This window comes from Chelativorans salis, assembly GCF_025336525.1.
Lineage (GTDB): Bacteria > Pseudomonadota > Alphaproteobacteria > Rhizobiales > Rhizobiaceae > Chelativorans > Chelativorans salis.
The window spans coordinates 344,970-362,340 of the sequence record NZ_JAOCZP010000002.1 but is presented as its reverse complement, the minus strand read 5'-3'; the positions used below and the strand labels follow the sequence as shown (position 1 = coordinate 362,340).

Below are 17,371 nucleotides of genomic sequence, written 5' to 3'. Positions count from 1 at the left end.
TCGTCCTGTGTGAAGGATCGCCCCCGCGATCCCTGAGAGAGAGGAGAAGGACAATGCAACATCAAGTCGTTTCTCGCGAAGAGTGGCTCGCCGCCCGCAAGGCGCTCCTGGAAAGGGAAAAGCAGGCCTCGCGCCTGCGCGACGAGATCAACGAGGCGCGCCGGGCGCTGCCCTGGGTGAAGATCGACAAGGACTACGTCTTCGACACGCCGCAAGGCCGCAAGACGCTTGCCGATCTCTTCGATGGCCGCAGCCAGCTCGTCGTCCAGCACTTCATGTTCACACCGAGCTGGGAGGCCGGCTGCCCCGGCTGCTCCTTCGAGGCCGACCATGTCGACGGCGCCCGCCAGCACTTCCTGCACAAGGGCGTTACCTACGTCGCCATCTCGCGCGCACCCGTCGAGAAGATCGAGGCTTACCGCAAGCGCATGGGCTGGAGCTTCCCCTGGGTCTCATCCGGCGACAGTGACTTCAACTACGACTTCAACGTCTCCTTCCGCAAGGAAGACCTGGAAAAGGGCACCGCCACCTACAACTACACGCCCCTCAAGGAAGACCCCGGCGTCGAGGACCTCCCCGGCATGAGCGTCTTCTATAAGGATGCCGACGGCACGGTCTACCACACCTATTCGACCTTCGGCCGCGGCGGCGAAGAGGTGCTCGGTGCGCTGATGTATCTCGACCTGACCCCCATCGGCCGCAACGAGAAGACCCCGCTCGACTGGATCCACCGCCACGACGAGTATCCGGAAGAGCAGCGCAAGGCATCCTGACACAAGGCTGACAGGAGCCCTGTGCGATAACACGAAAAACCAGGCTGCCGGGCCACGCCACGGCGTCTCCCGGCGGCCCTCCCAAGATTGCGACCCATCCATGCCGCGGCGGGACAGCCGGCCCTGGCCATAGGTTGAAAGGACTTTGCCATGAACAAGGCCCCGGAGATGCCCCGCGCGGGCCGGCGCGAATGGATCGGCCTCGCCGTCCTCGCCCTCCCCTGCATCCTCTATTCCATGGACATGACGGTGCTCAATCTCGCCGTCCCGGCGCTCAGCGCAGACCTGAAGCCGTCGAGCGCACAGCTCCTGTGGATCGTCGATATCTACGGCTTTCTCGTTGCCGGCGCCCTCATCACCATGGGCACGCTGGGCGACCGCATCGGCCGGCGCAAGCTGCTTTTGATCGGCGCCACGGCCTTCGGCCTCGCCTCCGTCTTCGCCGCCTTCGCCACCAGCGCCGAGATGCTGATCGCCGCCCGCGCCATCCTGGGCGTCGCCGCCGCCACGCTCGCCCCCTCGACGCTGTCGCTCCTGCGCAACATGTTCCATGACCCGAAGGAGCGCACCTTCGCCATCGGCGTGTGGATCTCCAGCTATTCCGCCGGCGCCGCCATCGGTCCCGTGGTGGGCGGCGTTCTGCTCGCCTATTTCTGGTGGGGCTCGGTGTTTCTGATCGCCGTCCCGGTCATGCTCTTGCTTCTGGTCGTCGCTCCGTTCCTCCTGCCGGAATTCCGCGATTCCAATGCCGGCAGGCTCGACATCCCGAGCGCGATCCTGTCGCTCACCGCCGTCCTCGCCGTCATCTACGGCATCAAATGGGTGGCCGAATGGGGCTTCGGCGTTCCCGCCATCCTCACCATCGCCGCCGGTCTGGCGCTCGGCTACGTCTTCGTGCGCCGTCAGAAGGGCCTCGACGATCCGCTGATCGATATCGGCCTGTTCCGCAGGCCAGCCTTCAGCGCCGCCCTCCTCACAAACCTTTTGAGCCTGTTCGTCGCCTTTGGCGCGTTCCTCTTCATCGCCCAATACCTGCAGCTCGTCCTCGATCTCACGCCGCTTCAGGCCGGCCTGTGGTCGCTGCCCTCCAGCCTTGCCTTCATCGTCGGCTCGATGATGACGGGAAAGCTCACCGCGCTCGCCCGCCCCGCCTTCGTCATGGCCGGCGGGCTGCTGCTCGCGGCAATCGGCTTCGCGGCGATCGCCTGGGCCGCGCGCGCGGAAAACCTGGTCGCCGTGATCGCCGCCTTCACCGTCTTCTCGCTCGGCCTCGCCCCCGTCTTTACACTGACGACGGACCTCATCATCGGCACCGCACCGCCGGAGCGCGCGGGCGCGGCGTCCGCCATCTCCGAGACGGGTGCCGAGCTTGGCGGAGCGCTCGGCATCGCCGTGCTGGGCAGTATCGTGACCGCCGTCTATCGCGGCACCATGCGGGCCGACGGCCTCGCCGAAATCCCCGCCTCCATGGTCGAGACCGCGCGCGACACGCTGGGCGGCGCGCGCGCCGTCGCAAGTGAACTGCCGGACGCCCTCGGCGCACCGCTGCTGGCCACCGCCCGCGCGGCCTTCACGGAAGGTCTGGTGCTCGCGTCCCTCATAAGCGCGGCCATCGCCATCCTGACCACGCTCCTCATCCTCGGCATCCTGCGCCGTGAAGGCACATCCGGCCCGGCCGAGGAGGCCGAAAAACCCCTGCCCGCGACTGCCTCCTGAGCCCGCTTGCGGCCGCACCGTTCCCCCATCTTTTGGTGCGGCCGCCTTTTTTTCCTGAACCCCGCCCTGTCGGATTTCTGCTCCCCTGCCCGTCCTTTGTTCGAGTTCCACAAGAGAACTCGTGACAAACCATGGAGAGAAAAATGTCGGCAATCGAACTGGCCCCCGGAGAAACCGGCGAACCGCGCGGCGGCGTCATCGCCTATCTGATGCTCGACGGCACGACCAAGGCCGCCGCCCTTTACGAAAAGGCCTTCGGCGCCAAAGAAGTGGCGCGCCACCCGGTCGACGAGAAGGGGCGCACGATGCACCTCCATCTCTACATCAATGGCGGTTCGCTGATGCTCAGCGATCCCTACCCCGAATACGGCCATTCAGCCGAGAAACCGGCCGCCGTCACGCTCACGCTCTGCGTCGACGACGTCGATTCCTGGTGGAACCGCGCCATCGCCGCCGAGGGTGTCGAAGTGGTCATGCCGCTGGAAAAGATGTTTTGGGGCGACCGCTACGGCCAGATACGCGACCCCTTCGGCGTCTCATGGGCGGTGGTCGGCAAATAAGGCGTGGCGCCCGGTGCGCTGCATGCCGAGCGCCGGGCGCGGACCACCGGCCACGTCCGATTTTCCACATCTTCGATTTTTCAGGGAGGCTCCGATGCAATATCTGGCCATTTCGGCACTCGCAGGCTTGCTCCTGTTCGCCGCACCCCCGCTTCTCCTTGCACAGGAGCCCGCGCCCCCCAAGAATCAGGTAAAGCAGCATCCACAAACACCTGAGCCGGACCGCGCAGGCTATGCCTCCGTCCACGGTCTTGAGATGTATTACGAGATCTACGGCGAAGGCGAGCCGCTGCTCCTCCTGCACGGCGCCTACGGCACCATCGGCAACAATTTCGGTGCCTTCATTCCCGCACTGGCCGAGCACCGCCAGGTCATCGGCGTAGAGCTTCAGGGTCACGGCCGCACCGCCGATATCGACCGCCCCATCACCTATGAGGCAATGGCAGCCGACGTGGCGGCGCTCATGGATGTGCTGGAAATCGGCGAGGCCGACATCTTCGGCTATTCCATGGGTGGCGGCGTCGCTATCCGCTTGGCGATCGACCGCCCGGACCTGGTGCGCCGGCTGGTCGCCGCGGCGGCGACCTTCAAGACCGAGGGCATGTATCCGGAGGTCTACCAAATGATCCAGACCATCACGCCGGAGACCTTCGCCGGCACACCCTTCGAAGAGGACTATCTGGCACTGGCTCCCAACCCGGAGGACTGGCCCGTCCTCGTCGAGAAGCTCAAGGCGCTCGACAAGAAAATTCAGGATTGGCCGGAGAGCGAGATACGCGGCATTGAGGCTCCGGTTCTGATCATCATCGGCGACGGCGATATAGTCCGCCCCGAACACGCGGTTGAGATGTTCCGCCTCCTGCGCGGCGGCGTGCCGGCGGATCTTACCGCCCCGCCAGCCTCGCAGCTGGCCATCGTTCCGGGCGCCACCCATATCACGCTGATGTTCAAGACGGATCTGCTCCTGTCCATGATCGTGCCCTTCCTCGATGCCGCGATCCCGGACGGGAAAACCGATTGATCGGCCGCCGCCGGTGCAGTCTTCCTCGGCGAAAATATCTTCGCCACAAGGGTTTACATCCCGCGCTCATGTCCTACCCTTGGGGAGTAAGGCTGCGGCAGTCGTTTTGACGCGGCCTTTTCGCCGGTGCGGAAGGTTCTGGCTAGGACCAAGGATTTCCCGCGCCAGGATTGATCACAGCGAAAGACAGAGAGCCCACCCATGAGCCAGGCGAAAACCGGCGACGTCGTGCGCGTCCATTACACCGGCAAGCTGGAGGACGGTACCAAGTTCGATTCCTCCGAAGGCCGTGAGCCGTTGCAGTTCCAGGTTGGCGGCGGTCAGATCATCCCCGGCTTGGAAAAGCAGGTGGAAGGCATGGAGGTCGGCGAGAAGTCGACCGTCACCGTCCCCGCCGAGGAAGCCTACGGTCCGCGCGACGAGCGCCAGGTGCAGACCGTGCCGCGCGACGCTCTTCCCGCCGATCTCGATCTCAGGATCGGCGCCAGCCTGCAGGCCACCACCCAGGACGGACGGCAGATCCCGCTCACCGTGGTGGAGGTCGACGACATGCAGGTGACCGTCGACGCCAACCACCCGCTTGCCGGCCACGACCTCGTCTTCGACGTCGAACTGGTGGAGATCGTCGGCACGGAGCCCGGCCCGGCCTTCGGCTGACCGCACCGGCACGCACCGCCGCTCCCCTCCCGACCTTTTCGGAGGGGCTACGGCATCGGCCGAAAACCGGAATCGGTTTTTGGAAAGCACGATGCGTAGATTCAAAGTCTTAGAGCGTCCTTGTGGAGCGTCCGAACGGACGCACGGCGCTCTAAGGAACGGCGCCCACACGGCCGCCCCTTCCCTCCTCAGCTTCTCGAAGGGGGCCATCGTATATGGACAGCGTCTTTGTTCGGCTTCGCCGGCCCCCACCCCTAACCTCAGGGGGAGGAGAAGGTATGGCTCGCCGGGCTTCCCTCCCCCTTGAGGGGAGGGGTTGAGGGTGGGGGTCGGCGCAAAGCGCCAACAAGGCTCTTCCCCCTGACAGGCTGACGCACCCCTACTCCGGCAACGCCTCCACGTCATACTGCGCCGCGAACTCTGCCGACGGCGGGATGGGCTTAATCACGTCGATCAATACACCGTTCGGGTCGGCGGTAATGAAATGCCGCTGCCCGAATTCCTCGTCGCGCAGCTCCTGCAGGATCGGCAGCCCCGCAGCCCTCGCCCGTGCGTATTCACCATCCGGGTCGGCGACCTCGAAATTGAGGATCAGCCCCGACACCCGCCCCCGCCCGGCCTCCGGGATGGTGGCGTGATCGCCGTCGAGGATAGCGAGATTCACCCGCCGGTCCTCGCGCGACTGAAGATGCACATACCAGTCGCTTTCGAACAGCGCCTCGAACCGGAAATGCGTCCGATAGAACGCCGCCGTCCCGGTCACATCGCCCGTCATGATGACGGGATAATAGCTGGTCGTCTTCATCGCCCGCGCCTTCCTTCCTTATCGACATTGACATACAGTGTGCATGTAAATTGAACTAACATACAGGCTGCATGTATGCAAGATCGAAACGACCGCCGCTCCAACCGTGAGCGCACGCAAGAGACCCGCGAGAAGCTGATCGAGGCGGCGCGGCGTCTGTTCGTCGAAAAATCCTATGCCGAGACCGGCACCCCGGAGATCGTCGCCGCCGCCGGGCTGACACGCGGCGCCCTCTATCACCACTTCGCCGACAAGCAGGCCCTCTTCCAGGCGGTGGCAGAGCGGGAGGCGGCGCGGGTGGCGCAGGAGATTGAGACAGAAGCGGGCGCTGCGCGCTCCCCGATCGATGCCCTGATCCTTGGCGGAGATGCCTATCTGGCGGCTATGGCCGTCCCGGGCCGCACGCGGCTTCTGCTGCTTGACGGGCCCGCGGTCCTGGGGCGCGCGGCCATGGACGAGATCGACGGCCGGCATGGCAACCGGACCCTGCGGGAGGGTTTGGCGGCAGCAATGAGGACAGGCGCAATCCGCCGCCTTCCGCTCGATCCACTGACCTCACAGCTCGGCGCCGCCTTCGACCGCGCCGCTCTAGCCATCGCGGCTGGCGGTGACCTTGCGGCCCACCGCGAGGTCCTCGCCGCCCTCATCAAGGGCTTGGCCGCTCAGTCCACCCGCAAGACGACGCATCCAACACAATTGGGATTGCCGCTCTGAGAGTGGCCGATGCCTTCCAAGGGAGCCCCTGGTCCGTGGCAGGCGCGGGGCGAATTCCTCCTCCTGCAACTCCAGCAGGATAGGCGTAGCGACGTTCAGTGCCAGCAACAGATCGCCGTGGTCATTGCGTGGTCAGATCTCGAGCCTGTCTATCCGAAGATCGTCTCGCCCTGCTCGTCGATAATCTGCTTGCCCTTGCGCAGGGCCTGATCGGCGGCCAGATCCGCGCTCGGGAAACGGTCGGCCCGGATGAACTTGTGCTCCTTCACCGCTCCGTCGATCTCCTTGGAGATGATGCCGCAGGTCTGGTACTGCCCGTCCTGCGGGAATGGCGTGGCGCGGATGGTGAAGCCCTTGTGCTCGGCCGGCGTGCCCACGACCTCCGCCGTGCCGCCACCCTGCCCCGCACCGCCGAAAAGCCGTTTCAGAAATGACATCGGAATACTCCCTTGACTTGCCCTCTTTTCTAGCGCGGATGCACGCCGCCTGCCACCCTGGCGAGCCTCAGCTTGAATTTCGGCTGAGGGTGGGCGCGGAAACTTGAAGCGGACATGCACAGTGGCTGCATGAGCTACAACCGGACCTACATCGCGACCGGCAGCGCATTCGCAGCCCTTGCTTGATGCGCTGTAGGCTAGCTTACGCTGCACATATCGATGATAAGGCGATCTCCCGATCGGCCGCCGCGAAAGTCGCTAATGAGCCGCTTTCGGCTTGTCCACGAGTTTCTCGACCAGCCGCCTGAGTTCGGATGGAGTTGTGTGGCCGGCCAGGACCTCGTGATAGCCGATGCCTGCCCGCCGCAACGCCTCCTTCTTGACCGCATCACGCGCTGCGGCAGCACTCTGATGGTGCGCAGCACCTTGATATTCGATCGCATGCCGAGGCCGGCAATCCTCGTCCACCAGCAGGAGGTCGACCCGTTTCGAGTTCACGCAGCGATAGGCATCGGCGTCCTTGCACCGCAGAATCTCGCCCAGCGACACCTGCGCCATCACCTGCCATCCGGGATTGCAGCTAATTACGAAGCGGTCGAGTTCCTTGAATACGCGCGCTTCGCTCTTGTTGAGGAGCGGTTGAATCGTGAAGTTAGCCCCTAAAACAATCCGTAATTGATCAGCAGCATCGGGTTGCCTTGGCAAGACCTGATCAGGCTTCGGCGATGGCATTCTGTAAATGTTGCCGAAGTTGCGCTTCCGCTCCCAGCGCCAACGGTTCTTCTCCCGCCACGCCCGCCGTTGCATGTCGGACAAAACATGTTCGACGGTCATGCCAGCAATATAGCCTGCCAAGGCGCCGACCAGCAGAACGGCGACCAACAGATAAGGTTTCTCGACTAGCGCAACAATCTCCGGCGGCATGCCGACAACTTATCCTGGTCGAGTAGAGAAACTATTAAAGCCCATTTCCACTTGTTCCACCAGCAAGTAACGACACACGGAGCGCTTTTGGACAGAGGGGCGAATCAAATATAATTGTGAGTACTAGGCTGCGTACTCATAAACGGTTACGCTTGCTTTCAGCCACCGGGCGGATAGGTACTGCGCGGCCGGCCATGTCTCAGATGCGGACGAAGCTGCAAATGAATGGGTGCCGCTTACCGCCTCGCAAGCATTGGCAAAATCAAGCCCCACCGCGTCTCTTGAGGTGATCCGAACGGTTCGAAACCCAGTTTCTTGTAGACGGCAATCGCCCGTTCATTGGCCGGGTGAGGATCGGTCGCGATAACGGGTACACCCACATCGAAGAGAGCCCGCATTCTCGCCCCGATAAATGCTGATCCGTGCCCAACACCGATCATTTCGGGGTCTCCTATGTATTGATCGATTCCCCGCGATCCCCTGGGAAGCTTGGCAAAATGGTGATCTTCCCAGCCGTGGACGGTATAGTCCTGCATGAACGCAAAGGGGCGTTCGGCGGTTGAAACAATCCAACGCGCTACCCGAGGATCAGCCAAGTCTGCTGCATCGTACGGGTCATCTGAGTCCCACCATGCGCGGACATGCGGGTTCGATTGCCATGCTGTAAGCAACGGGAGATCATCCAACGTCGCTTTGCGAAAACTGTATTGGTTGGCCGCCGTCATTTAACAAGCTTAGCACGTCGCTGGCCGGTAGAAACGGGCTCTTTTGAGACGATCAAGCTGCGGCGCACGAAGTCTGGTCACGGAGGCGAACCAGACATTGAACGAGGGCCTGCCGGCGTGGTTCAAGCTCCGAAAAGGAACCGTCCGAATGCGCTATGCCCTCACCGACGTCGAGTGGCGTCTGATCGAACCGATATTGCCCCGCAAGCCGCGAGGCGTCCCCCGGGTAAACGATAGGCGGGTCCTGAATGGGATATTCTGGGACTTGAAGTCCGGAGCGCCGTGGCGGGACTTGCCGAGCGGCGGCATGGTGCTCGCCGACAAGGCTTACGACGCGACCGATATACGAGCGTTCGCGCGTTCACGTGGAGGCGAATATCCCACCCCGTCGGAACCGGTGTGATCCGATTTGCTTCAGCCCATACCTCTACCGACAAAGAAACCTGGTCGAGCGGTTTTTCAACCGGATCAAGCATTGTCGGCGCATTGCCACGCGCTACGACAAGCGCGCTGCCAACTACCTCGCTTTCGTCAAGCTCGCGGCCATACGGCTCTGCTGAGCGTTTATGAGTCCACGACCTAGAAGAAGTCGTCCGGTTCCTTCAGTCTCAGATCAAAATCCGCCCAAGCCGACTAAATAGCGTCAGGAATTTTCGCTTCGGCTCGAAACTCATACCGAGCCCCACGGCGCCTCGCTCACACCCGCTCGCCGTTTATCGCCGGCGCTCACGAAGAAAATCGACAAGCGCCTTCAGGGCAGGCCGCACGTGACGGCGGCTCGGATAGTAGAGAAACCAGCCTTCGACCGGAGGCGGCGCCCAGTCGTCAAGAACCGTCACAAGCCGTCCCGCGGCAAGTTCGGGCTCCACGATATCGCGCAGCCCCTGGACTAGGCCCGTGCCCTCCACCGCGGCCCTGAGCAGCATCGTCGTATTGGCGTTCAGGCGCCCCTCCAAATGCGCTTCGACCCTGCGGCCCTTCATGGTGAAGCGCCAGGGTATCGTCGCCCCGCTCGGCAGAAGAACGCCGAGGCAATTGTGCCTCGAAAGCTCCTGCGGCGTCTTGGGCTCCCCGTGCTCGGCAAGATAGCGCGGTGACGCCGCGACCACGACCGGGAGTTCGTTGCTGACACGCACCGCGATCATGTCGCGCTCGAGCTGCTGCCCCGCCCGGATGCCCGCATCGAAACGGCCGGCAACGATGTCGACAAACCCGCCGTCCACGGAAACGTCGAGGCTGATCTCCGGATAGAGCGCGAGGAAGTCCGCGACCACCGGCTCCAGGACCGAATCCGCCGCCGGCGGCGCCACCGTCAGGCGCAGCCGGCCCGCGGGTTTTTCGCGGAATTCGTTGGTGGATTCGAGCGCTGCCTGATAGTCGTCGAGTACGGGCCGGAGCCGCTCCAGAAGTCGCTCGCCTGCCGCTGTCGGGCTGACCGAGCGCGTGGTGCGCTCGACGAGGCGCACGCCCAGGCGCTCCTCGAGATTGCGCACCAGTTCGCTGACGCGCGGCAGCGAAAGCCCCAGCTGTTTCGCTGCCTTGGTGAAACTCTTCTGCTCGAGCACCGCGACAAAGGCGCTCGTTTCCGCAAGCCCCGGTGCATGCACGGCGCGACCCCTTCCCTCGGCAAATCTGGCGCGATTCCCACCCGGTCGTTCTACCTCATTATTCGGGAAAACAATATAGTCCATTCGGACAATTCGGAATTATCGTATTCTCTCTCTCGGTTCATATTGGCGGCCATAGAGAGCGCGGGAACGAAACCAAGCCCAAGACGCCCTCTCAACCCGAACCTGAAGGAGAAATATCATGCGTAAATTCCTCGTCGTCGCTTCCGCTCTGTCGGTCCTTGCTGCTGGCAGCGCCTCCGCCCAGGGCTTCAAGGTCAGCAACCCCGATGCCGCGCCGGGCGATCTCGGCCCCGTGGCGATCTACACGGGCGAAACCGCCGGCGCCTCCCCGGTCCAGATCGGCTACAATGCAGCGGACGACTTCGGCCCGAGCCGCTCCAACGCCACTCCGAAGGATCGGACGGCGCAGCAGGCAAAGGCCGTAGATCAGGAGATCGTCACCTCCAGCACCGGCACGCACAAGGTGTACACCGGCTACAATGCCGCCAACGGCTTCGGCGCCAGCGACAATTGAGTTCTCGCCGAACGCTCCTCCCGGCCCCACCGAAAGGCAGTCTTCCTCCGAAGGCTGCCTTTTGGCCTGCCGCACACCTACCCCAGATGCAAGACCACCTCGCGCCGATGCGGCCGCTCGCGGTGCTCGAACAGGTACAGCCCCTGCCACGTGCCGAGCACCATCCTGCCCTCCATCACCGGAATGCCGATGGAGGTCTGCGTCAGCGCGGCCTTGATATGCGCCGGCATATCGTCGGGTCCCTCGATCCGGTGTGTGATCCAGCTCATCGACTTGTCGTCCGACGGCGGCACCAGCCGGTGGAAGAAGGCAGCAAGGTCGCGCTTCACATCCGGGTCGGCGTTCTCCTGAATGATGAGCGAGCAGGACGTATGCCGCACAAACACCGTCAGCAGCCCCGCCTCGACGCCCGCCTCGCGGACGAACCGGACCGCCTCTCCGGTGAACTCGTAGAGACCGGGACCGGACGTGGAGACCGTAAGAACCGTCTGTCGCATACCCCGGTGGTGCATCCGCACGCCTTACCTGTCAAGAACGCCGCTTGAAGCACCAGCCCGAAAATCGACATCGATTTTCGGAAGGCACGATGCGTACATCCAAGACTTGGAGCGTCCTTTTTGCGGACGCACGGCGTTCTAGTCGAGCGACTTGACGATCTCCCGATAGGCCTCCTCTGGAAAAGCCTTCAGCGTGCGGGTGCGCACATTACCTGCCATGCCGAGCTCCAGCGCGAAGCGCGCCGCCACCGCGTCGTCAGGCGCCTCGGCGATCGCCACCATGTCGTACTCGCCCATGGTGAGATAGAACGCCTTGAAAGCGCCGCCCATCTCCGAGAGCGCCTCCTTGGCGGCGTCGAGCCGGCCGGGCGATTCGCGCACGTTCTTCACGCCCTGCTCAGTCCAGTTCACAAGCATGATGTAGGTAGTCACGACACACCTCCCCCGGCGCCGTGCCACGCTCGGGAAAGCCCGCCGGCGCCGGACCTTTCGCGCCCCATCGCCACCGCCAACTATGCGCCCGCCGCGCCCGTGCTGCAAGATGTGCGGTCCCTCCCCCTTTAAGGGGAGGGATTGAGGGTGGGGGTCCGGCGCAGCCGAACAAGACTCCATCCATAGGCGAGAGCCCTCGCCCCTGGAAGAAGAAGGGCCGGCCCAGCGGACTGGCCGACCGCGCCCAGGACACGGCGTCAGTGCGAGCTCAGAATGAAACGGCGGTTCGGGGAGACGATCGGCCGGGCATTGGCCGGATAGAGCGCAGTGAACCGCTCGATGTCGGCGGCGGCCACTTCCACCGGCTCCCTGGCCACCATCCAGTCGACGTTCTCGCTGCATGGCGGCGTCGTCAGCGAGCCTTCATAGGTAAAGTAGCGCAGGGAGTTCGGCAGAAGGCCGTTGGGGTCGACGGCATCGACGGACACCTCGGCGCCTTCCCGCGGCGGAAAAGCCGCGGCAAGACCTGCGAAGGTCGCGTTGGCGGCACCCGGCGTCAGGAACACGGCAAGCACGCCGAGGGCGCCCGTGTCGCGGTCCTTGTGCACGAAATGCGCTTCCATGGGGTAGGTCCTGCCTTCCACATGATGTTCGCTCGGCGCGTGGAAATGGAACTGCAGCAGGTCGTATCTCTTGTCCCCACGCCCGAGCGTGCTGCCGGCGGGCATGTCGACCTGGATGGTATGGCTGTTGTTGACCATCACGCCGCCGCCCCTGTGCCAGCCGATGGAGATGGGCGGCAGATCCGCCTCGATAGCGCCTGAAACATCCACCGGCGACTGCTGCGAGCCGTCCGAGCAGACGAAATTATTCCTGTCCAACTCGGCCCAATGCTGCGGCCCTTCCCGTCCGGAATAGCTCCAGTGAGCGCCTGCCGCACCAGCGGCTTCAGCGCAGATCGGGCAGGCACCAAGCGCGATAAACCCCTTGATGAAATTACGCCGTTCCATAAGACTTTCCTCTTTTTCATTAATAAAATCAATAAACTATGTCTCGCCAAACTAAGGCGACGCGCAAATACGCCCCTTTTGATCCTTCTTGATGATGACGAAATCGCGGCGAACAGGCGCAGCCGCCGCACACTGCAGGGCGACAAATCTTCGCACCCGCGAAAAGAAAAAGCCGGGCGCGAGGCCCGGCTTAAAGAGTGGTCGGCTATGGCTTTCTAGCTGTCGAGGAAGCTCCTGAGCTTCCTCGAGCGGCTCGGATGCTTCAGCTTCCTCAGCGCCTTCGCCTCGATCTGGCGGATACGCTCGCGCGTCACCGAGAACTGCTGGCCGACTTCCTCGAGCGTATGGTCGGTGTTCATGCCGATGCCGAAGCGCATGCGAAGCACGCGCTCCTCGCGCGGCGTCAGCGAAGCGAGCACCCGCGTCGTCGTCTCGCGCAGGTTCGCCTGGATCGCCGCATCGATCGGCAGCACCGCCATCTTGTCCTCGATGAAGTCGCCGAGATGTGAATCCTCCTCGTCGCCCACCGGCGTTTCGAGGCTGATCGGCTCCTTGGCGATCTTCAGGACCTTGCGCACCTTTTCGAGCGGCATGGCGAGCTTCTCGGCCAGTTCCTCCGGCGTCGGCTCGCGGCCGATCTCGTGCAGCATCTGGCGCGAGGTGCGGACGATCTTGTTGATCGTCTCGATCATGTGCACCGGAATGCGGATCGTGCGCGCCTGGTCGGCGATCGAACGGGTGATCGCCTGCCTGATCCACCACGTCGCATAGGTGGAGAACTTGTAGCCGCGGCGGTACTCGAACTTGTCGACCGCCTTCATCAGGCCGATATTGCCCTCCTGGATCAGATCCAGGAACTGCAGGCCGCGGTTCGTGTACTTCTTGGCAATCGAGATGACGAGGCGCAGGTTGGCCTCCACCATCTCCTTCTTGGCGATGGCCGCCTCGCGCTCGCCCTTCTGCACCTGGTTGACGATGCGGCGGAATTCGCCGATGGAGATCGCCGTCTCCTGGGCGAGGTTCTGGATTTCCGTCCGCAGCGCCTCGATCGTGTCGGCCTCGTTCTTCGTGAACTCCTTCCAGCCGCGGCTGGTCAGCTCGGCCACGTTGCCGGTCCAGTTCGGGTCCAGTTCGGAACCTTGATAGGCCTGAAGAAAGTCCTCGCGCCTCACACCGTAGCTTTCGGCGAGGCGGAGAAGCCGCCCCTCGTTCTGCACCAGGCGCTTGTTAATGTCGTAAAGCTGCTCGACCAGCGTCTCGATGCGCTGGTTGTTCAGCGACAGCGACTTCACGGACGTGATCAGCTCACCCTTGAGCTGCTTGTAGCGGCGCTCCTGACCGGCCGAAAGGTTATCGCCGTCGGAGAGCCGGCTTTCCACCTTCTGGTCCTGCAGCTTGCGCAGCTTGGCGTAGGTGTCGGCGATGAAGTCGAGCGTCTCCATGACGGCGGGCTTCAGCTCCGCTTCCATGGCGGCCAGCGACAGGTTGGCCTCGTCTTCCTCGTCGTCCTCTTCCTCGGCGCTGCTTTCGCCGCCGACATCGGTGATGTCGTCCTCGCGCGCCCGCTTCGGCTTCTCTTCGGCCGGCTTGGCGTCCTCGTCCGGCCGCGTCACCACCGGCGCCTGCTTGGCCTCAGGGCCTGCATAGGTCGCTTCCAGATCGATGATCTCGCGCAGAAGGATCTTGCCGTCGTTGAGCTCGTCACGCCAGATGATGAGCGCCTGGAAGGTCAGCGGGCTCTCGCACAGCCCGGCGATCATGGTCTCCCGGCCGGCCTCGATGCGCTTGGCGATGGCAATCTCGCCCTCGCGCGACAGAAGCTCCACCGAGCCCATCTCGCGCAGATACATGCGCACGGGGTCGTCGGTGCGGTCCGTCGGCTCTTTCTTCGTGGCGGTGGGCGCGACCGCGGTGCCGGTCTGCTCCGTCAGTTCGGTGCTTTCCTCGCTGTCGGAAGTATCGCCGTCTTCGCCCGCCTCATCGTCCTCGACGACGTTGATGCCCATGTCGGAGAGCATCGCCATCGTGTCCTCGATCTGCTCGGACGAAACCTCGCCCGAGGGGAGAACGGCGTTCAGCTCGTCCATGGTCACGTAGCCGCGCTTCTTGGCGGCCTTGATCATCTTCTTGACAGCGTCGTCCGAAAGGTCGAGCAGAGGGCCGTCGGCGCTCTCGCGTTCCGTTTCGACTTCTTCTTTTTCCTTGGTTGTCGCCATGCCTTGCTTTCTCCAACCGGTTCGCGCTTCATGCGTCACCGCGCCGCATGATTCGCGCATTCACCTGGCTCTAGCCGCTGCAGCGTTAACGCGCGGCTAACCTTAACATCTATAGCGGACCTTACGGTCTTCCATGCCGGGCGCCGTTTTCGTTCGTTTTACGCCCTGTCGAATCGATCCTGATTCCTTCAATCGGCGCCGAGGTCAAGCTGCTGTGCCATGATTCGCATGAAAAAAGCGAATCACCCGCCCTTTGCCGGCGATCCGCTCTACGGGCCACATCATGACCGTCCAGCGCGCCCGGAGAGGAGTCCAAACCCCTCGATCAGCGCTTCTGTCGCTTGCACATTGCGCAACTCGGCCTGAATCTCCACCAGATGCCGATAGTTCTCTTCGGTCGGTTCGTTGGCGAGCGCCTGCTCGGCCACTTTGAGCTCCTTATGTAGAAAGCCGGCGCTGCGGTGCAAGTGCAAGGTTTGAAGAAACGCCTCGCGCGCGTCCTCCAGCGCCGCATCCGGCAGTGCCGGCCACTGGTTGGCCCGCCGCACCAGCATCTCCGCCTGCTCCAGGGCCCCACCGGCGCCAGCGGCGTCCAGCGCCTCCCTCAGCGCCTCCCGCTCGTGCGCCACCCCGTGGGCGAGCGCGTCGAGCAGGGCCGAGCGCAGGCGGACGAGCTCGGCGCTTGCCAGCGCCATCATCTCCACCGCGTCGAAATGCTCGTCGATAAGGGCCGGATGGTTGACCAGCGCCACCATGATGGCCGCTTCGCGCAGCGACATATGCCCGCCCGCCGAGCGCACCAGGCCCGAACGCGCCAGGCTTTCCGAGACGGCCAGCCTGCCCGCCGCCGCCCCCGGCCTGCCCTGCTGCTTGCCGCCGAAGCCGCGCTCACCGCCGCGCCTCCTTTGCTGCGCGGCTCCGAAGAAGGTCTGCACCCTCTCGCGCAGCTCCTGCGCGTAGTGGCGCCGCACGCTCTCGTCGCGGATCCGGCCGGACAGCGCCCTGAGGTTCTGCTCGAGCTCGGCCCGCCGCTCCGGCGTGTCGAACACCCGCCCCGATGTCTCGCGCATCCACAGGATGTCCGCCAGAGGCCGTGCCTCTGCCACGAGCGCGTCGAAAGCCTCGCGGCCCGCCTCTCGCACAAGGTCGTCCGGGTCCTTGCCCTGCGGTAAAAGCGCGAAGCGCAGCGTGCGGCCCGCCTGCACCATGGGCAGCGCCATCTCGGCGGCCCGCCAAGCCGCGCGCAGGCCCGCCTCGTCGCCGTCGAAGCACAGGACCGGCTCCCCCGTCATGCGCCACAAGAGTTCCAGTTGATGTTCCGTCAGCGCCGTGCCGAGCGGCGCCACCGCATTCTCCACCCCCACCTGGGCGAGCGCGATGACGTCCATATAGCCTTCCACCGCCACCACGGGCCCGCCCCGCGCCGCCTTGCGCGCCCGCGCATGGTTGTAGAGCACACGCCCCTTGTGAAAGAGCTCCGTATCCGGTGAGTTCATGTATTTGGCCGGCACGTCGGAGGAGAGCGCCCGCCCGCCGAAGGCGATCACACGCCCGCGCACATCCTCGATGGGAAACATGATGCGCCCGCGGAACCAGTCGTAGGAGACGGGGATATCCGGCCCGTGCCGCACCAGCCCACATGCCTCGATCTGGCCTTTCCCCACTCCTTTGCCGGCCAGGAACTCCTTCAACCCGTTGCGGCTGTCCGGCGCAAAGCCGAGCCGGAAGGCCTGCTGCGTCGCCGACGAGATCCCCCGCCCGCGCAGATATGCCCGCGCCTCCGCCCCTCCATGCCCCTGCAGGTTGTCCTGAAAGAAGCCGGTCGCCATCTCCATCACGTCGGTGAGGCTCGCCCGCTCCTTCTCCTTGCGCTCGGCTTCCGGGTCGCGCGCCGGCATAGGCACGCCCGCCATCTCCGCCACCCGCTCCACGGCTTCGGGAAAGCTCATCCCGTCGAGCTCCGTCAGAAACCGGAAATGGTCCCCCGATACCCCGCAGCCGAAGCAGTGGTACCGCCCCTTCCGGTCCTCGCAGTGAAAGCTCGGCGATTTCTCCCCGTGAAAGGGGCAGCACGCCCAGTAATCCCCGCGCGCCGCATTGGTCTTGCGCTTGTCGAACGTCACGCGCTGCCCCACCACCTGTGAAATGGGCACGCGGTCTCGGATTTCGTCCAGGAAACTGGTGGAAAAGCGCATGGTCGACCGTTAGGTTTGTCTACCGTCTATACATGAGAAGCCAGCCCGCCACGACGACAAAAGAAGGCTTTGCCCGCTTTTCACAATCGGCATCGGTTCCTGTTTCATACGCGTGATATGGTGCACAACGTTGGAAGCAGTCCTTGAACAAGCGAAGCATTGGGCGGAGGAGGGTCGGCAAGATTTGGCCGACCATGCTCGTGTGATCGAGGCGCGTCGAACCGGCACATACCGTGTGAGCGAAGCCGAGCGCGAAACGTTGACCACGGCGCTGAAGGAAGCTGACCAGGGCGAGTTCGCCACCGAGGGCACTGTTCGTCGGTCACTATCCCTACAAGATATTCTGTCGCGCTAAGGCCTGTAGACATTCGAGCTGGAGGCCCCCTCACTCGCAAGGGGAGAGATAGGCGCTGCACCAGCGCCGCTGCAAATCGCCAACCTTTGCGATTGGCCGCAAGGGCGAGGCTGGCGATATCTCCCCCTGGCGGGGAGAAAGCAAATTCTTGGGCTTAGCCGAAGCTAAGTCCGTGGAATTTGCAAGAGA

18 protein-coding genes and 1 pseudogene are annotated in these 17,371 nt (G+C 63.9%); 9 read left to right on the top strand and 10 right to left on the bottom strand.

Annotation, left to right across the window (positions count from 1 at the left end; genetic code table 11):
• The first annotated feature begins 53 nt into the window (after nucleotides 1-53).
• From N5A92_RS07690 to N5A92_RS07670, 5 genes are all read left to right on the top strand, one after another.
• A complete protein-coding gene (locus N5A92_RS07690) occupies nucleotides 54-773 on the top strand; it encodes a DUF899 domain-containing protein (RefSeq protein ID WP_260901502.1) in 720 nt (239 codons plus the stop codon).
• 150 nt (nucleotides 774-923) lie between these two features.
• On the top strand, nucleotides 924-2,489 hold the full coding sequence (locus N5A92_RS07685) for an MFS transporter (RefSeq protein ID WP_260901500.1): 1,566 nt from the start codon (nucleotides 924-926) through the stop codon (nucleotides 2,487-2,489).
• A 143-nt stretch (nucleotides 2,490-2,632) separates the two neighbouring features.
• Nucleotides 2,633-3,049, top strand: coding sequence for a VOC family protein (locus N5A92_RS07680; RefSeq protein ID WP_260901498.1), 417 nt, complete (start codon nucleotides 2,633-2,635; stop codon nucleotides 3,047-3,049).
• Between the two features lie 94 nt (nucleotides 3,050-3,143).
• Entirely contained in the window at nucleotides 3,144-4,070 is a 927-nt protein-coding gene (locus N5A92_RS07675; RefSeq protein ID WP_260901495.1) for an alpha/beta fold hydrolase, read from the top strand.
• Nucleotides 4,071-4,271: 201 nt separating this feature from the next.
• Nucleotides 4,272-4,727 carry an FKBP-type peptidyl-prolyl cis-trans isomerase gene (locus tag N5A92_RS07670; protein WP_260901492.1) on the top strand — a complete coding sequence of 152 codons (456 nt, stop codon included), beginning with the start codon at nucleotides 4,272-4,274 and terminating at the stop codon, nucleotides 4,725-4,727.
• Between the two features lie 379 nt (nucleotides 4,728-5,106).
• Here N5A92_RS07670 and N5A92_RS07665 read toward each other — a convergent pair whose 3' ends face one another.
• The gene (locus N5A92_RS07665; RefSeq protein ID WP_260901490.1) at nucleotides 5,107-5,532 is read right to left on the bottom strand and encodes a VOC family protein; all 426 of its coding nucleotides are present in this window, start codon (nucleotides 5,530-5,532) and stop codon (nucleotides 5,107-5,109) included.
• 75 nt (nucleotides 5,533-5,607) lie between these two features.
• On the opposite strand from N5A92_RS07665, the gene N5A92_RS07660 reads away from it, so the two are divergent.
• Complete coding sequence (locus N5A92_RS07660; protein ID WP_260901487.1) at nucleotides 5,608-6,246, top strand: TetR/AcrR family transcriptional regulator; 639 nt, start codon at nucleotides 5,608-5,610, stop codon at nucleotides 6,244-6,246.
• Between the two features lie 149 nt (nucleotides 6,247-6,395).
• Here N5A92_RS07660 and N5A92_RS07655 read toward each other — a convergent pair whose 3' ends face one another.
• The 3 genes from N5A92_RS07655 to N5A92_RS07645 all read right to left on the bottom strand — a co-directional run bounded on the left by N5A92_RS07655 (nucleotide 6,396) and on the right by N5A92_RS07645 (nucleotide 8,332).
• Nucleotides 6,396-6,683 (bottom strand): HlyU family transcriptional regulator, encoded by a 288-nt coding sequence (locus N5A92_RS07655; RefSeq protein WP_260901485.1) that lies wholly within the window; start codon nucleotides 6,681-6,683, stop codon nucleotides 6,396-6,398.
• 258 nt (nucleotides 6,684-6,941) lie between these two features.
• On the bottom strand, nucleotides 6,942-7,607 hold the full coding sequence (locus tag N5A92_RS07650) for a DUF2726 domain-containing protein (protein ID WP_260901483.1): 666 nt from the start codon (nucleotides 7,605-7,607) through the stop codon (nucleotides 6,942-6,944).
• 236 nt (nucleotides 7,608-7,843) lie between these two features.
• Complete coding sequence (locus N5A92_RS07645) at nucleotides 7,844-8,332, bottom strand: GNAT family N-acetyltransferase (RefSeq protein WP_260901481.1); 489 nt, start codon at nucleotides 8,330-8,332, stop codon at nucleotides 7,844-7,846.
• A gap of 148 nt (nucleotides 8,333-8,480) precedes the next feature.
• Between N5A92_RS07645 and N5A92_RS07640 the strand changes: the two are divergent.
• Nucleotides 8,481-8,915: pseudogene (locus N5A92_RS07640) on the top strand (transposase).
• A 130-nt stretch (nucleotides 8,916-9,045) separates the two neighbouring features.
• On the opposite strand, the gene N5A92_RS07635 reads toward N5A92_RS07640, so the two are convergent.
• Nucleotides 9,046-9,939 carry a LysR family transcriptional regulator gene (locus tag N5A92_RS07635; protein ID WP_260901480.1) on the bottom strand — a complete coding sequence of 298 codons (894 nt, stop codon included), beginning with the start codon at nucleotides 9,937-9,939 and terminating at the stop codon, nucleotides 9,046-9,048.
• Nucleotides 9,940-10,141: 202 nt separating this feature from the next.
• Between N5A92_RS07635 and N5A92_RS07630 the strand changes: the two genes are divergently transcribed.
• Complete coding sequence (locus N5A92_RS07630; protein WP_260901479.1) at nucleotides 10,142-10,477, top strand: hypothetical protein; 336 nt, start codon at nucleotides 10,142-10,144, stop codon at nucleotides 10,475-10,477.
• Nucleotides 10,478-10,554: 77 nt separating this feature from the next.
• On the opposite strand, the gene N5A92_RS07625 is transcribed toward N5A92_RS07630, so the two are convergent.
• From N5A92_RS07625 to dnaG, 5 genes are all read right to left on the bottom strand, one after another.
• Entirely contained in the window at nucleotides 10,555-10,974 is a 420-nt protein-coding gene (locus tag N5A92_RS07625; protein WP_260901476.1) for a secondary thiamine-phosphate synthase enzyme YjbQ, read from the bottom strand.
• A gap of 138 nt (nucleotides 10,975-11,112) precedes the next feature.
• On the bottom strand, nucleotides 11,113-11,406 hold the full coding sequence (locus tag N5A92_RS07620) for a GYD domain-containing protein (protein WP_260901473.1): 294 nt from the start codon (nucleotides 11,404-11,406) through the stop codon (nucleotides 11,113-11,115).
• A gap of 257 nt (nucleotides 11,407-11,663) precedes the next feature.
• On the bottom strand, nucleotides 11,664-12,416 hold the full coding sequence (locus tag N5A92_RS07615; protein ID WP_260901470.1) for a carbonic anhydrase: 753 nt from the start codon (nucleotides 12,414-12,416) through the stop codon (nucleotides 11,664-11,666).
• Nucleotides 12,417-12,631: 215 nt separating this feature from the next.
• Entirely contained in the window at nucleotides 12,632-14,632 is a 2,001-nt protein-coding gene (gene rpoD / locus N5A92_RS07610) for an RNA polymerase sigma factor RpoD (RefSeq protein WP_260901469.1), read from the bottom strand.
• Nucleotides 14,633-14,913: 281 nt separating this feature from the next.
• Nucleotides 14,914-16,827 carry a DNA primase gene (dnaG, locus tag N5A92_RS07605; protein ID WP_260901468.1) on the bottom strand — a complete coding sequence of 638 codons (1,914 nt, stop codon included), beginning with the start codon at nucleotides 16,825-16,827 and terminating at the stop codon, nucleotides 14,914-14,916.
• A 184-nt stretch (nucleotides 16,828-17,011) separates the two neighbouring features.
• Between dnaG and N5A92_RS07600 the strand changes: the two genes are divergently transcribed.
• On the top strand, nucleotides 17,012-17,182 hold the full coding sequence (locus N5A92_RS07600) for a hypothetical protein (protein ID WP_252409657.1): 171 nt from the start codon (nucleotides 17,012-17,014) through the stop codon (nucleotides 17,180-17,182).
• The last annotated feature ends 189 nt before the right edge of the window (nucleotides 17,183-17,371 follow it).

Coding starts and splice junctions, on each gene's coding strand:
- rpoD (WP_260901469.1), bottom strand. CDS start 14,632: ATGGCGACAACCAAGGAAAAAGAAGAAGTCGAAACGGAACGCGAGAGC.
- N5A92_RS07645 (WP_260901481.1), bottom strand. CDS start 8,332: ATGACGGCGGCCAACCAATACAGTTTTCGCAAAGCGACGTTGGATGAT.
- N5A92_RS07625 (WP_260901476.1), bottom strand. CDS start 10,974: ATGCGACAGACGGTTCTTACGGTCTCCACGTCCGGTCCCGGTCTCTAC.
- N5A92_RS07690 (WP_260901502.1), top strand. CDS start 54: ATGCAACATCAAGTCGTTTCTCGCGAAGAGTGGCTCGCCGCCCGCAAG.
- N5A92_RS07670 (WP_260901492.1), top strand. CDS start 4,272: ATGAGCCAGGCGAAAACCGGCGACGTCGTGCGCGTCCATTACACCGGC.
- N5A92_RS07615 (WP_260901470.1), bottom strand. CDS start 12,416: ATGGAACGGCGTAATTTCATCAAGGGGTTTATCGCGCTTGGTGCCTGC.
- dnaG (WP_260901468.1), bottom strand. CDS start 16,827: ATGCGCTTTTCCACCAGTTTCCTGGACGAAATCCGAGACCGCGTGCCC.
- N5A92_RS07680 (WP_260901498.1), top strand. CDS start 2,633: ATGTCGGCAATCGAACTGGCCCCCGGAGAAACCGGCGAACCGCGCGGC.
- N5A92_RS07655 (WP_260901485.1), bottom strand. CDS start 6,683: ATGTCATTTCTGAAACGGCTTTTCGGCGGTGCGGGGCAGGGTGGCGGC.
- N5A92_RS07630 (WP_260901479.1), top strand. CDS start 10,142: ATGCGTAAATTCCTCGTCGTCGCTTCCGCTCTGTCGGTCCTTGCTGCT.
- N5A92_RS07665 (WP_260901490.1), bottom strand. CDS start 5,532: ATGAAGACGACCAGCTATTATCCCGTCATCATGACGGGCGATGTGACC.
- N5A92_RS07660 (WP_260901487.1), top strand. CDS start 5,608: ATGCAAGATCGAAACGACCGCCGCTCCAACCGTGAGCGCACGCAAGAG.
- N5A92_RS07650 (WP_260901483.1), bottom strand. CDS start 7,607: ATGCCGCCGGAGATTGTTGCGCTAGTCGAGAAACCTTATCTGTTGGTC.
- N5A92_RS07685 (WP_260901500.1), top strand. CDS start 924: ATGAACAAGGCCCCGGAGATGCCCCGCGCGGGCCGGCGCGAATGGATC.
- N5A92_RS07675 (WP_260901495.1), top strand. CDS start 3,144: ATGCAATATCTGGCCATTTCGGCACTCGCAGGCTTGCTCCTGTTCGCC.